Raw genomic sequence first — 14,480 nt, forward strand, 5'->3', positions numbered from 1 at the left:
GAACACCTATGACCACGCCACCGCAGTCCGGCCAGCCCGAATTCCCGCCCCCGCCGCCGGCCTCGCTTCCCGAGTTCCCGTCCGCGCCTCCCGCCCCGCCGCAGCCGGCCAAGTCCAAGCGCGGCCTGAAGATCGCGCTGCGGTTCGCTGTGCCGATCGTGATCGGCCTGATCGTCCTCGCGGTACGCGTGTTCTCGAACGGCTCGTTCTCCTCCGCCAGTCACAACGTCGGCGACTGCCTCAAGGGCAACACCGACAACGTCGACAGCATCTCCAGCGTCGACTGCGGCCCGGACGCCAACTACAAGGTCTCCGGCGTGGTCAAGGACCAGAACGAGTTCTCGGTGAAGTTCTCCTCGTCGGCCTGCGAGCCCTTCCCGAACACCGACGCGATGTACTGGTACGGCAAGTCCGGCGGCAGCGGCACCGTGTTCTGCCTGGAAGACCTCAAGAACCCCGGCCAGCGCATGCCCGCGGTCGGCGAATGCCTCAAGGGTTCCACCGCCGAAGACGTCAAGAAGATCGACTGCGGCCCGGACGCCGACTACAAGGTCGCCGCGATCGAGGACGCGCCCGCGATCATGGGCCCCGGCAGCGAAACCTGCGCCAACGTGCCGTCCTCCACGACCGTGCTGAGCTGGAAGAAGTCAGGCGGCGTGCTGCCGACCACCAAGGCGCTCTGCCTCGAGGACCTGAAGAACCCCGGCAAGCGCAGGCCTGCCGTCGGCGACTGCATGGCCAAGGGTGAAGGCGACGCGCTCCTGGTCGCCGCCTGCGACTCCGGCGCCAAGTACAAGGTCGCAGGCAAGATCGACGACACCTCCCAGTTCTCGACCGACTCGGTGAAGAAGATCTGCAAGGACTTCCCCGGCTCCACCGAGATCACCTGGTGGGGTCTGCAGTCCGCACTGAAGGGCACCACCTACTGCCTGGCCCCCAACAAGTAGGCACCTCAAGACGCGAGCGCACCACGCAGCAGCTCGCGCACCGTCTCGGACAGTTCGCCGTCGTGTTCGGCCACCAGGTCGCGCACGGCGGCGAACCGCGTTCTGGCGGCTTCCGCCCGCTCCTCGGCGACCTGCCTGCCGTGCTCGGCCGCCCCGAGATCCCGGTTCAGTGAGTTGATCGACGCCCGCAACTCCGCCAGCGCCCCCTCCTGAACCGTTCGCGTCGCCTGCACCTCCTGCTCGAGCCGGCTCCGCGTCTCCTCGGCCCGCACCCGGACCTGCTCCGTCTCCGCCCGCGCCTGCCCGGCTGCTGCCCGCGCCTCCGCTAACTCCTCCCGACGACTCGCTTCCGCCGCCTCGGCCTGCGCGCGTAGCCTCGCCACCTCCTGCGTCAGCGCCTCGCCCCGCTCATCGGCCGCCGACGCGCGGGCACGCTCGTCGTCCAGCGCTCGCTTCGCGTCCTCGACCGAAGCCCGCGCCGCCGCCAGCTCCGCGACGGTCGCCGCGAGCGTCTTGTCCAGCTCGGCCACCTGCCCGATCGCGGCTTCCGCCCGCGTGGTCGCCCGCGTCAATTCGTCCTGCATCGCCGCCGTCGCGCCTTCCGCGCGCAACTGCGCCTGCTCGGCCTCGATCCGCGCCTGCTCCTCTTGCACGCGCAGCCGCTTCTGGTTTTCCCGGTCACGAACCGCGGCCTGAGAAAGCCGCAACGCGTCATCGGCCTTGTCCCGCGCCTCGTCCGCCGCCGCGTCGGCGATCCCGCGCAGCCTCCGCTGCTCCGTCGCGTCGGCCTCGGCCGCGTCGCGCGCGCTCAACGCCTCGGCGACGGTCGTCCGCAGCTGCCGTTCGATCCCGGCCAACGCTTCGACCAGTTCCCGCACCGGCTCCGCCGCGCGCGTCACCTGAGTGCTCAGCGCCTCGACCGAGACGCTGTCGAGTGCGACCGGACCTTCGCGCAGCGAGTCGACATCGACCAGCGCCGCCTCGGCGTCCCGGCAGTTCAACTCCCGCGTGCCCCAGGTCTTGCCGTCCTGGCAGAACCTCGCCCGGTTCCCCCGGCCGCTGACCTGCGGCAACACGGCACCGCAGCGTCGATAACCACAGGTCCGCCTGCTTTCGTCACCTTTTTCGTCAGGCCTCGGCGGGAGCGGGGGTAATCCGTCCAGGCTCAAGCCGTCGAAGTTGCCGGTTTCGGGCGTTGGGTTCATGGTTTACACCCTATCATCACGATATTATTGGAAGAATATTGAATCAGTTTTAGAAATATCTGAGTTGAAGGGCGCGGCTAGCTTGCGATAAGGTCACATATCCCAAGTGAGCTACCGGGCAAATCGGACACTGCTTGGGAGGGTTCAGCGGACGGGAGGAACGGGCCATCTCCGGGCTTCACGAGGGGTCGAAAAACTGGGTGGCTGCCTTCGGGGGCTCCGATAGCCTCGAAGGCTCAGAGACTTCAGAGGCGCTTGAAGGCTCAGGCACTTCGGAGACGCCGGATTTGTCGGAGTCGCCGAGGAAGGTGGAATCGCCGAGGAAGGCTGCCGGGCCGACCGATCCGGGCAGGGACAAAGCGGGCGCGCCGACCCAATCCGACGCGGCCGGACAGCGGGGCGGGCCGAGCTTCGAGCCGCAGTTGACGCTGGAGAACCGCCGAGGGGCTGAGCGGCTTGCGGCAGTCGAACGCGCCGGAGTTCCGGGAAGGGCCGGCGTCGCGCTCCCCCAGCTCGCCGACCTCAGCCCGCAGGAACGGCTGGAGCGACTAGACGAGGCCGCCACTCAGTACGTCGAAACCCAGAGGCCCGAGAACACGCTCAAGGCCTACGCCCAGGACTGGAAGATCTGGCAGGACTACACGACCGATCTCGGCATCCCGCTGCTGTCAGGCACCGCGGGCGCGTTGACCGGCTTCGTCGTCTGGCTCGAACAGGGGCGGGTGCTGCGGCCCAGCGAGCTGAGCACAGGGGAAGCCGGGGTGCGGCGGGCCGATCCCGCGGCGCCGTCGACGATCGAGCGGCGCCTGACCGGGGCGATCGCCGGGCTGCGGGAGCACCGCGTGCACGTCGATCCGGAGGCGAGCCGGGCCGCGTGGCAGGCGCTGAAGGGATACCGGCGACGGCTCGCGCAGGCGGGGACCGAACTCGGGCGCGGCAAAGCCACCATGGTCACGCTGGCGGATCTGCGCGCGATGTCGAAGGGGTGCCCCGACACCCTCGCCGGGCGGCGGGATCGGGCGATGCTGCTGATCGGGTTCCCGATCGCGGCGCGGTGCTCGGATCTGGCGAACTTGCTGGTCACCGACGTCAAGCAGATCGACGACCGCGGGCTCGAAGTCATCGTGCGGCACGGGAAGAGCACGGGCGAGATGGCGATCCCGCGGCGGGACAACGTCGACAGCGACCCGGTGCGGGCGTGGCGGGCGTGGCGCGAGGCGGCCGGGATCAGTGAGGGCGCGGCGTTCCGGCGGATCGACCGGCACGGGAACCTGTCCGAGCACGGGCTGACCACGGCCGGGACCAACCAGATCCTCACGCGCGCGGGTGAGCGGGCGAACCTGCCGTACGCGGTGACCGGGCACTCGCTGCGGTCCGGGTTCGCCACCGAGGCGCGCCGGGCGGGCGCGAACGACGTGGCCATCGCCGACCAGGGGCGCTGGGTGCGCGGCAGCCGCGCGCTCTACGAATACATCCGGCGGGTGGACCGTTGGGACGACAACGCCGCCGGAGCGCTCGACCTGTGAAACCGGACCCGCGCGCGCGGGAACTCGACCAGCCGTGGATGGTCACCGTGCTGAGCCACTGGTAACCCGCCGTACGCACCGAGGTACGCCCGTTCTGCTGCCCTGAAGGCGGGATCACCACGCTCCGAGACCTGTGATTCTTCGTGAGGATCTTGACCGACTCACGGAGGGGGTGCCCGGTGAAGATCGGGGACAGGCGCCGGTTGCGGCGCGACCCGCTGGAGTATCTCGAAGATCTCCACCAGCGCAGCGCGACCGACGTGATCCGGCTGCCTTGGGGCGGCTGGTGTGTCGGCGACGCCGAGCTGGCCCAGAACCTGTTGCGTGACCCGGAATTCAACGGCGGCCGGTCAGCGTTCTTCGGCGACCTGCTGCCCACGCGGGCCGCGCAGATCGACGTCGGGCACGCGGTGCGCGACTTCCTGCGAGCCAGGGTTTCGCAGTACCGCGCCGCGCTGGACGAGGCTGTCGCCGAGCTGCCCGCGGTGAGCGTCTGGCCCGACGCCGGGACGACGTTGGCGTACCGGTGCCTCGCGGATCTGCTGCTCTCCCCCGGTACGCCCGTCGCCACCCGGGAGACGCTGAGGCGGGCCGTGCACGGCGGTGTCGTGTTCCGGGTGGCGCGGCTGTGGGGGCGCGTCCAGGCGGAAGCGGTGCGCGCCAAGCTGATCGCGGCTGTGGCCGAGCAGGTCGCGGCTCGCCGGACACGCCAGGCCGGCGAGCCGCGTGACGTGCTGGACGTCGTGCTCGGGGCTTGCGGGCTGGCCGACCGGGGCGTCGCCGAGGTGTACCTGACGATGGTCAGGGCGGTCGTGGCGCCGATCGGCACGATGACCGCGTGGTCGGTGCTGCTCGCCGGTCTGCACCACCCGGCGGGCAGCCCGTGGCCATGGCCGGTGGAGCACCTCGTGCGGGAGGCGCTGCGGTTCCGGCCGATGCCGTGGATGCTCGGCCGCGCCGTCGGCAAGCCCACGAGCGTCGGCGGCGCGGCCTTGCGGGCGGGCGACGTGCTTTCGGTCAGTCCGTATCTGCTGCACCACGACGAACACCAGTGGAGCGACGCCAAGACGTTCCGGCCCGAGCGCTGGACGTGCCCCAGCGGGCGCGGGCCCAGTGTCTCGTTCGGCGCAGGCCCGTTCACCTGTCCCGGCGCGTCGCTGGCACAGGTGCTGATCGCCGACACGCTGACCACCGGCGCCTGTCTGACCGTCGAAGGCGGCGACGCGCGACCGGTGCTGAACGAGCACGCGATCCCCAGGCCTTTCACGGTCAACAGGACCATGACCGAGTTCAGGAGGAGGTGACCCGCCCATGCTGCGACGCATCTTCGGTACCAAGCCCGCCCTGCACTGGAACTGGTGACTCAGCACGGTCCGGTGACCCCGAACCCGATGTGACGGGTCACCGGGCCGAGCTCAGTAATAGACGCGCAGGTCCGGCCACAACTGCGACCACGTTTTCGGCGGGCGCGAGCACAACGCCATGCGAGTGCCCTGCTCGTCGTTGTCCAGGCCGAGGCCGTTGTCGTGGACCGCGACCACCCGGCAGTCGCGGAACCCCCGGCGAGCGGCGGCTTCCTCCGAGAAGCCGACGAGGAGCACCGGGCCGGTCTTCGTGTCCGACGGCGGACCCCAGTCGTAGTACGACATGTGGCCCGAATACGGCTGCGGCAGCCCGAAATTGCCGCCGTAGCGCTCGACCGCCGCCGCTTGCCCGTAGTTCGACGCGAAGATCACCGCGCCGCTCTGCTGACCTGACGGGATCTGCTCCCAGGCGTGGGCGACCGTCGCGGTGAACTCCGGCCAGCCGACCTGCTCGCCCTGCTCCTTGTTCAACGCCATGATCGGACCTGCCAGTGAGCCGGCGGGGACGATCGGCAACCCGATCAGCAGCGAACCCGGGAGCGCCAGCACGGCCAGAACCGCCGCGACGATCACCCTGGACTTGCGATCGATCCAGCCGAGTGTGGGTTCGGCGCCCGCCGCGAGCAGCAGGATCAGCAGCGGCACCGAGTAGTACGGCTTTCCGCCGATCGCCAGCAACACCACGCACAGCACCGGGTAGCTCAGCGCGATCGCGCGCAGCTTCGGCGTGCGCCACAGCCGGACCAGGCCCGCGATCCACACCGGCACCAGCATCGGCGACAGGTAGACCAGCTGCAGCGGCACGAACGTCAGCCTGTTCTCCGTGCCGTCGTCCTCGCTGATGCCGCCGGCGACCTTGAGCAGCGGGAAATCATGGGCCGCCTGCCAATAGAACGACGGGGCCACGAGCACCACGGCGATGCCCACGCCCACGGCGAGCCAGCCGCTGCGGAAGACCTGACGGGGGCCGACCGCGAGCACCGCGACGCCGAGCGCGAACAGCAGCAGGAACACCAGCCACTTGTTCGTCAGGCCGATGCCCGACACCAGCCCGAGCGGCACCCACCAGCGGCCGGATCCGGTGCGCAGCAACCGGATCGCCAGCAGCCCGATGAGCAGCCAGACGACCATGTCCACGGTGTTCGTCGACACCATGTGCGACATCAGCAGCACGAACCCGGACAACGCGGTCGTCGCGGCGGCGAACAGCTGGGGGCCCCGGCCGCCGCCGAGTTCCCGCGCGATGAACGCGGCGAGCACGACCGTCGCCGCGCCTGCCAGCGTCGCGATCACGCGCAGCCCGGCGGGGTCGCTGCCGAAGATGTCCGTGGCGATCCGCGCGAGCAGTGGCGTGAGCGGTGGCTGATCGACGTAACCCCAGGCGAGCCGGTCACCGGCGGCGATGAAGTACAGCTCGTCGCGGTGAAAGCCGTAGCCGCCGGAAAACGCGGTCAGCACCACCACCTGGACGGCGACGAGCGCGCCGACCAATCCGCCCTCGAAACGCGGCAGTTCTTCGTCCACGGCGGACCCTCCCCAGGTTGCGTCGGAATCTTAGGGCAACCCCAGCGGGGCTCGTGGCGTGATCGACACAGAGCACTCAAAGGGAAGGGGCCCTCATGTCCGTGCTTCACCTCAAGACCATCGCCGCGAGCGCGGCCGCGCTGCTGGTACTCGGCGCCGCCACCGCGGCCGCCGAGCCGCCCGGCAGCCCGCCGCTGGATCTCGGCGTGCTGCCCGGCGACGCGCACAGCGAGGTCATCGCCATCAACGCCGGTGGCACGGTCATCGGCCACTCGTACCAGGAGCTGTACGCCAAGCACGCCGTGAAATGGGACAGCGCCGGCACGATGACCCAGCTCGCCACGCTCGGCGGCAAGGGCAGCCGGGTCGCCGCGATCGCCGACGACGGCACGATCGTCGGCTACGCGGAGCGTGCCAACGGCGACTACGCCGCGACGCGCTGGGACAGCACCGGCAAGATCAGCGAGCTGCCGGCGCTACCCGGTGGCAAGACGATCGGAGCGGCCGCGATCAACGCCGGCGGTGTCATCGCAGGCGTCTCGCTCAACGCGGCGGGGCAGTCGCACGCCACGCGCTGGGACGGCGGCGGCGTCACCGACCTGGGCACGCTGCCCGGCGGGCAGAACAGCTGGACGAACGGGATCAGCGGAGACGGCACGATCACCGGCGCGGCCGTCGACGCCGACGGAGTCGTGCACGCCGTTCGCTGGGACGCCACCGGCCGGCTCACCGACCTCGCCCCGAAGGGCGCAGGCAACAGCACCGTCGCCGACAGCAACGACCGCGGCACCACCGTCGGGCAGGCGGACGACGCCGCCGTTTCGTGGGACCGGTCCGGGACGCTGACGAGGCTCGCGTGGCCGTCCGCGACCGACCCGAGCTGGACGGCCGCGGTCAGCCAGGACGGCACGATCGCCGGCGGCGGCTACCCGACCTTCGGCAAGACCCAGGCCGCGCGCTGGGACGCCGCCGGGCATCTCACGCTGCTCGGGCGCGCCGACGCCGACAGCAACGCCTCCGACATCAACGCGGCGGGCACGATCGTCGGCCAGTCCAGCGGTTTCGCGGCACGCTGGGACAGCAACGGCGTGCTCGTCGACCTCGGCGCGCTGCCGGGTGGCGCCGACAGCTGGGCGTCGGCGATCAACGACCATGGCACGATCGCGGGTGGTTCACGGACCGCCGACGGCAAGCACCACGCGGTCCTCTGGCGCGCGTAGCCATCAGGACAGGGCGGGCCGACCCGGCCCGCCCTGTCCGAAACCGGGGTCGCCGTTCGTCGGGTAGGTAACCGAACCTCGGAGGAGATCCCATGACCGCAACGCTCAAGGTCCCCGGCGCCACCCTGCACTACGACGTCCGCGGCGCTGGCCCGGTCTTGCTGTGCATACCCGGCGGGCCCGCCGACAGCGGCGCTTTCGACAGCGTCAAAGACCTGTTCGCGGAGCACTACACCGTGGTCACCTACGACCCGCGCGGGTTGTCGCGCAGCACGTTCGACGGCGAGCCGCAGGACACCGGCATCGCCGAGTTCGCCGAGGACGCGCACCTGCTGCTGGCCGCGGTGACCAGCGAGCCCGCGTACGTGTTCGGCAGCAGCGCCGGCGGGCTGGTCGGCCTGGAACTCGCCGCCCGGTACCCGGGCCAGGTCCGCAAGGTGTTCGCCCACGAGCCGCCCGCGACCTACCTGCTTCCCGACCACGATCCCGCGTTCACGCGGGAGGTCTACGACACGTACCAGGCCGCGGGCGTGATGGCCGCGATGGGCAGGTTCGTCACCAACGCGGGACTGCAGGACACCTCGCCGCCGCCGAGTGAGCCTGACCCTGAGGCCCAGGCCGCGATGGGCCGCAACATGGACTTCTTCCTCGGCCACATGTGGCTGCCGACCGCCGAGCACACCGTCGACACCGAGAAGCTCGCCGGGCAGCCGCTGGTGATCGGGATCGGCGAGGCGGCCGAAGGCCAGCTCGCCTACCGCGCCGCCGTCGCGCTCGCCGAGCGCCTCGGTATCGAACCGGTCGCCTTCTCCGGCGACCACGGCGGCTTCGGCAGCCACCCGCGCGAGTTCACCGAGCGGCTGCGCGAGGTGCTCACCAGTCCATGACGCCCTGTGCGCAGGACGCGGCGCGCTCGGTCAGCAGGGTGCGCTCGCGTTCGTTCTTCGTCATCGAGGCCGCGCGCTCGAACTCGGCCTGTGCCTGGCCGAACCGGCCAAGCTTGGCCAGCAGGTCGCCGCGCACGCTGGGCAGCAGGTGGTAGTTCTTCAGCGAGGGATCGTCGACGAGCTGGTCGGCGAGTTCGAGGCCGACCGCGGGTCCGTACGCCATCGCCAGCGCGACCGCCCGGTTGAGCTCGACGACCGGCGACGGCACCGCGTCGGCGAGCTTGTCGTAGAGCGCGGCGATGCGCTCCCAGTCGGTGTCCTTGGCGCGGCGGGCCTGCGCGTGGCAGGCGGCGATCGAGGCCTGGAGCACGTACGGGCCTTCGCCGCCCAGGGCGACGGCCCGTTCCAGCGCCTGCAGCCCGCGGCCGATGAGCAGGTAGTCCCAGCGAGTGCGGTCCTGGTCGAGCAGCAGCACCGGCTCACCATCGGTGCCGATCCGGGCGCGGGCCCGTGACGCCTGGATCTCCAGCAGCGCGATCAGGCCGTGGACCTCGGGTTCCTTCGGCGCGAGGCCGGCGAGGATCCGGCCGAGGCGCAGCGCGTCCTCGACCAGCGCCGGCCGCATCCAGTCGTCACCGGCGGTCGCGGAATAGCCCTCGTTGAACACCAGGTAGACGACTTCGAGCACCGAGGACAGCCGGGGCGCGAGCTCGGCGCCCTCGGGCACCTCGAACGGCACGCCCGCGTCGGACAGTGTCTTCTTCGCGCGGACGATGCGTTGCGCCACGGTCGACTCCGAGGCGAGGAACGCGCGCGCGATCTCCGGGGTGCTCAGCCCGCACAGCAGCTTCAACGTGAGCGCGACCCTGGCTTCCTTCGACAGCACCGGGTGACACGAGACGAAGACCAGCCGCAGCAGGTCGTCGCCGATGGTCGCGGTGAGCTCGGGTTCCGGCTCGTCCTCGAGCTCGTTCGCGAGCAGCGCGTACTTGCGGCGCAGGTTCTCGTTGCGGCGGATCTGGTCGATCGCGCGGCGCTTGGCGATGGTCATGAGCCAGGCGCCCGGGTTACGCGGGACGCCCGACTCAGGCCACTGTTCGAGTGCCGCGACCAGCGCGTCCTGCGCGAGTTCCTCGGCCAGGCCCACATCGCGGACCAGGCGGGCGAGGCCGGCGATGAGCCGGGCGGATTCGATCCGCCACACCGCGTCGATCGCGCGGTGGGTGTCGGTTGCCGTCACGGCGTGCCATCAGATCACCGATCAGGCCGTGACGGCAACCGAATGGCTCAAGAGCCGATGGGCTTCTCGTTCGCCTCGCGCCACTGGGCCTCCTTCTCGAGGACCTCCTGCGGCACCGCGCCCTCGGGCAGGTCGTCCGGCGCGAAGACCCGGCGGACCTCCAGCTCGAAGCCGTCACCGAACGGCGCGCGCTGCGCCCACTCGATGGCCTCCTCGCGCGACTTGACCTGCAGCAGCCAGAACCCGGCCAGCAGCTCCTTGGTCTCGGTGAACGGGCCGTCGGTGACCGTGGTCTTGCCGTTGCCGTCGTAGCGGACCTTGAGGCCGTGCGAACTGGGGGCCAGGCCCTCCGCCGCCAGCATGACGCCCGCGTTGATCAGCTCCTCGTTGTACTTGTTCATCGCCTCGAACACCTCGGGGCCGGGCATCGTGCCCGCCTCGGTGTTCTCGTCGCCCTTGACCAGGAACATGTAACGCATGGCTTCTCCTCGACTTGCGGAGCGGGTCTTCCCGCCTGCTCTCTGCTTACGCGTCGAACAGCCCCCAGAGCTTTCGACACACCGTCCGAAGATTTTCCCCGGCGGGTTTTCCGGCGTTGACCCTGACACAGTGTGAGGTCGTAGAACAGTGGCATGGAGGAACTGAACATGCGGATCGAAGACCGGCCTGCGCAGCACTACGTCGCGATCAAGCGGACGATCTCGATGAACGACTTCCCCGAGATCGCGGACAAGCTGCCCGTGGTCATCGGCTGGCTGACCGGGCGCGGGGTGGCGCCGGCGTCGGCGCCGTTCTTCAAGTACAACGCGCTGGACATGCCGGACCGGCTCGAAGTCGAAGCGGGCGTCCCGGTCGCCGCGCCGGTCGACGGTGACGGCGAGATCTTCGCCGGCGTGCTGCCTGCCGGGCGCTACGCGGTCCACACCCACCACGGTCACCCGGACAAGCTGGCCGACGCCACGGGCAAGCTGCTCGCCGACGCCGCCGAGCAGGACCTGCGCTGGGACGTCACCGACAGCGACGGCGTCGAGACCTGGGCAGCCCGGCTCGAGGTCTACAAGACCCACCCCGCCGAGCAGCCCGACTGGAACAAGTGGGAGACCGACATCGTCATCAAGCTCGCCGACTGAGATAAAGCGGGCTTTACTCCCGGGGATAAAGCCCGCTTTATCCCCGGGAGTAAAGCGGGCTTTATCGCGGCCTCGAGTAGGGGGTCCTTGCGCCCATTCGGCCGTTGTCCGGCCAGGCGGCGCCGTGGTCGGATGCTCGCCATGAATCGGTCCAGAGTCGTACCGGCCGCACTACTCGTACTGGCGGTGTGTGTCACGCCGCCCGCCCACGCCGACCCGCCGTCCGGGCCAGGCGCGACCTCGCACTTCGGGCTCGCCCGCAAAGACTGTCTCGGCACCGCGCGCACCACGGCCAGCAAGGTCTGGTTCACCGTCGCGGGCGGTGTGCTCTCCGACGTCTACGCGCCCACGATCGACAACACCAACGTCGAGTCGCTGCAGTTCGTGGTCACCGACGGGCGCACCTTCACCGACCTGCAGAGCCGCGACACCACCTACACGGTGCGCACCACCACGGGCGGCATGGGCTGCGAGATCACCAGCACCGCCCGCAACGGGCGCTACCGGCTGGTCACCGAATACCTCACCGACCCGGCACGGGACAGCGTCGTCCTGCGCACCCGGCTCGACCCGCTGCGCGCAGGCGGTGATCTCAAGCTCTACGTCCGCTACGACGCGAGCATCAACGGCAACGGCGGTGGCGGGCAGGCCAACGGCGGCGCGGACGACGCGTCCGTCGACGCCAAGACCACCGCGCTCGTCAGCGGCGACCCCGTCACCGAAAGCAGCGCGCCCGAGCGTGACTACGGCGTTCCGCTGGCGGGCGCGCTCAGGGCCGACCGCCGCTTTCTGGCCACCAGCAGCGGTTTCGCGGGCACCCCGTCCGATGGGCTCGCCCAGCTCGACACCGCGCGCAAGCTCACCGACACCACCCCGGCGGTGTCGCACGGCAACGTCGTGCAGACCGCGCAGGTCGACTTCGAACCACACCGCCCGGTGACGCTCTCGCTCGGCTTCGGGCGCACCGCGGCCGCGGCGGTGGCGACCGCCGGCGACAGTGTCCGCACGCCGTTCCACGAGCTGCAGCGTCGCTACGCCGACGGCTGGCGCGACTACGACGCCAAGCTCAAGCCGGTACGCGGCAGCGACCGCGAGGCGTACTACCACGCGGTCAACGTCCTGAAAGCCAGTGAGGACAAGACTTTCCCCGGCGCGGTCGTCGCGTCGCTCGGCAGCCCGTGGGGCCAGGCGGTCAGCGCGGGTGACGCGCCGGGCGGCAAGCCGGTGTACTTCGGCTCCTACCGCGAGATCTTCGCCCGCGACCTCTACGAAAGCTTCTCCGGGCTGCTGGCCGCCGGTGACCTCGACACCGCCCGCGCGACCGTGACCTGGCTGTTCGGCAGGCAGCAGCAGCCGGACGGCCGGTTCCCGCGCAACTCGATGCTCAACGGCAAGAAGGCGCCCGACTCCGGCGGCGACCAGCTCGACGAGAGCGCGTATCCGATCCTGATGGCGCTGCAAGCCGGTCTCGACCGCGACAAGTCGTTGTACGAGAAGCACATTCGCGGCGCGGCGGACTTCGTCGTCGCGCACGGGCCGTCGTTCGGCTCGGAGCGCTGGGAGGAGCAGGGCGGCTATTCGCCGTCGACCATCGCGGCCGAGATCGCCGGGCTCGTCGCGGCGGGAACGATCGCCGACCGCAACGGCGATCCGGCACGCGCCCACGTCTACCGGGCCACCGCCGACCACTTCCAGCGCTCGATCAAGGGCTGGACCGTCACCTCGACCGGCCCGTACGGCGACGGCCGCTACTTCCTCAGGCTGACCAAGAACGGCGACCCGAACTCGGCCGTTGAGTACAACCTCGGCAACGGCTCGGTCAACGCCGACCAGCGCGCGGTCGTCGACGCCGGGTTCCTCGAACTGACCAGGCTCGGCGTGCTGCCCGCCGACGACCCCGACATCCAGCGCTCGCTCGCGGTCGTCGACCAGGTGATCAAGCGCGACACCCCGGCCGGGCCCGGCTGGTATCGCTACGGCACCGCCGCACCGGGCAGCGAGGACGGCTACGGCGACTGCTACGAGCCCGACCCGACGGCCTGCGCGCCGAGCGGAAAGCCTTGGCCCAGCGGCAATGTCGGCTCGGGGCACCTGTGGCCGGTGCTCGCGGGCGAGCGTGGCGAGCAGCAGTTGCAGACCGGGGACCGGCGTGGCGCCGCGAGCCTGCTCAAGGCGATGCGTGACCAGACGTCCGGCACCGGGCTGGTGCCGGAGCAGATCTGGGAGAACCCGGCGGTGCCCGCGTCGCCGTTCGGCACCGATCCGGCGACCGCGTCGATCGGGTTCAAGCCGGGCGAGTCCGTCGGCTCGGCCTCGCCGCTGAGCTGGGCCCAGTCGCAGTACGCCCGCCTCGCCCGTGGGCTCGACGAAGGACGGCCGGTCGAGCAGCCTGCCGAAGTCCGCGCCCGCTACACTCGGGCGCCCGCCGCGCTCGCGGTCACTCTCACCGCGCCCGCGAACGTCTCGGCCCCGACGGCCACGGTCACCGGCACCGCGCCGTCGGGCAGCGCGGTCGAGGTCTCGGCCACCGCGACCGACGCGGGCGGTGCGACGACGGTCGTGAGCACCAAGGCGGACGCGGCGGGTGCGTTCAGCGCCGTCGTGCCGACACCGCTCGGCGCGACCGTCGTGACCGCGGCGGCGTCGAAGGGCCAGGGAACAGGTTACGCGCAGCGCGTCGTGACCTCGGACTTCGTCACCGGCACGGTGCTGGCCGACGTCGCCGATCCCGACCACGACGACAACGGGCCCGGCACGTACACCTATCCGACCGCGGGCGACTTCCACGACGGCGCGTTCGACATCCAGCGGTTCCAGGTGATCGACTCCGGCGCGACGCTGGTGCTGCGCACCCAGCTGCGTGACCTGAGCCCGACGTTCGGCTCGTCGTTCGGCGCGCAGCTGCTCACGGTGTACGCGCGTGACCCGGCGGCGACGCGGACGTCGACCGCCGCGCCGTTCGCGAGCCGCCGCTACGGCATCGCCGCGCCAGACGCCTGGAGCTCGATGATCGAGGTGCAGGGCTTCGCCGACCCGGTGTTCACCGACGCGACAGGTGCCCGTCCCGGCACGGCGTCCGTGCAGGCCAGCCAGGGGTCGCGCTACATCTCCATCAGTGTGCCGAAAGCGGCTTTCGGGACACCCGGGCCAGGCTGGAAGTTCGCGGTGGTGCTGACCGGCCAGGAGGGCAACAGCCCCGACCAGGCCCGAGGCTTCACCCCGACGGCGGGCGCCTACTCGTTCGGCCTGTGCGCGGCGGGCGGGTCCAGCCCGATCTGCGCGCTCGACCCGTCCACCGCACCGAAGGCGATGGACATCCTCACCCCGCCCGGCACCTCGCAGGCCGAGATACTCGACCCCACCCGAGGCCAGGTGAGCATCCGCGCGATCACGATTTAAGGCTCGTGAGCGTTGCGGGCGGTTCTAACCGCCCGCAA

General features: G+C 70.7%; 11 protein-coding genes. 7 read left to right on the top strand and 4 right to left on the bottom strand.

What is annotated here, in order from left to right; genetic code table 11:
- Window positions 1-8: 8 nt before the first annotated feature.
- Entirely contained in the window at window positions 9-947 is a 939-nt protein-coding gene (locus AB5J62_RS20855; RefSeq protein WP_370949970.1) for a hypothetical protein, read from the top strand.
- Window positions 948-952: 5 nt separating this feature from the next.
- Here AB5J62_RS20855 and AB5J62_RS20860 read toward each other — a convergent pair whose 3' ends face one another.
- Window positions 953-2,152, bottom strand: coding sequence for a hypothetical protein (locus tag AB5J62_RS20860; RefSeq protein WP_370949971.1), 1,200 nt, complete (start codon window positions 2,150-2,152; stop codon window positions 953-955).
- Between the two features lie 308 nt (window positions 2,153-2,460).
- Between AB5J62_RS20860 and AB5J62_RS20865 the strand changes: the two genes are divergently transcribed.
- Entirely contained in the window at window positions 2,461-3,678 is a 1,218-nt protein-coding gene (locus AB5J62_RS20865) for a site-specific integrase (RefSeq protein WP_370949972.1), read from the top strand.
- Window positions 3,679-3,857: 179 nt separating this feature from the next.
- Complete coding sequence (locus AB5J62_RS20870; protein ID WP_370949973.1) at window positions 3,858-4,982, top strand: cytochrome P450; 1,125 nt, start codon at window positions 3,858-3,860, stop codon at window positions 4,980-4,982.
- Between the two features lie 111 nt (window positions 4,983-5,093).
- Here the strand turns inward: AB5J62_RS20870 and AB5J62_RS20875 are convergent, their stop codons facing one another.
- On the bottom strand, window positions 5,094-6,566 hold the full coding sequence (locus tag AB5J62_RS20875) for an ArnT family glycosyltransferase (protein ID WP_370949974.1): 1,473 nt from the start codon (window positions 6,564-6,566) through the stop codon (window positions 5,094-5,096).
- Between the two features lie 95 nt (window positions 6,567-6,661).
- Here AB5J62_RS20875 and AB5J62_RS20880 point away from each other — a divergent pair, with 95 nt between their 5' ends.
- Both AB5J62_RS20880 and AB5J62_RS20885 read left to right on the top strand, forming a co-directional pair.
- Entirely contained in the window at window positions 6,662-7,786 is a 1,125-nt protein-coding gene (locus tag AB5J62_RS20880; RefSeq protein WP_370949975.1) for a hypothetical protein, read from the top strand.
- Window positions 7,787-7,878: 92 nt separating this feature from the next.
- Window positions 7,879-8,673 carry an alpha/beta fold hydrolase gene (locus tag AB5J62_RS20885; protein WP_370949976.1) on the top strand — a complete coding sequence of 265 codons (795 nt, stop codon included), beginning with the start codon at window positions 7,879-7,881 and terminating at the stop codon, window positions 8,671-8,673.
- On the opposite strand, the gene AB5J62_RS20890 is transcribed toward AB5J62_RS20885, so the two are convergent.
- Window positions 8,660-9,913, bottom strand: coding sequence for an RNA polymerase sigma factor (locus tag AB5J62_RS20890; RefSeq protein WP_370949977.1), 1,254 nt, complete (start codon window positions 9,911-9,913; stop codon window positions 8,660-8,662). The two genes, AB5J62_RS20885 and AB5J62_RS20890, sit on opposite strands and share 14 nt — an antisense overlap.
- 47 nt (window positions 9,914-9,960) lie before the next feature.
- A complete protein-coding gene (locus AB5J62_RS20895) occupies window positions 9,961-10,392 on the bottom strand; it encodes a YciI family protein (protein WP_370949978.1) in 432 nt (143 codons plus the stop codon).
- Window positions 10,393-10,545: 153 nt separating this feature from the next.
- On the opposite strand from AB5J62_RS20895, the gene AB5J62_RS20900 reads away from it, so the two are divergent.
- Both AB5J62_RS20900 and AB5J62_RS20905 read left to right on the top strand, forming a co-directional pair.
- A complete protein-coding gene (locus AB5J62_RS20900; RefSeq protein ID WP_370949979.1) occupies window positions 10,546-11,043 on the top strand; it encodes a GyrI-like domain-containing protein in 498 nt (165 codons plus the stop codon).
- A gap of 141 nt (window positions 11,044-11,184) precedes the next feature.
- On the top strand, window positions 11,185-14,442 hold the full coding sequence (locus AB5J62_RS20905; protein WP_370949980.1) for a glucodextranase DOMON-like domain-containing protein: 3,258 nt from the start codon (window positions 11,185-11,187) through the stop codon (window positions 14,440-14,442).
- Window positions 14,443-14,480 lie beyond the last annotated feature (38 nt).

The organism is Amycolatopsis sp. cg5, assembly GCF_041346955.1.
In the GTDB taxonomy this organism is placed as follows: domain Bacteria; phylum Actinomycetota; class Actinomycetes; order Mycobacteriales; family Pseudonocardiaceae; genus Amycolatopsis.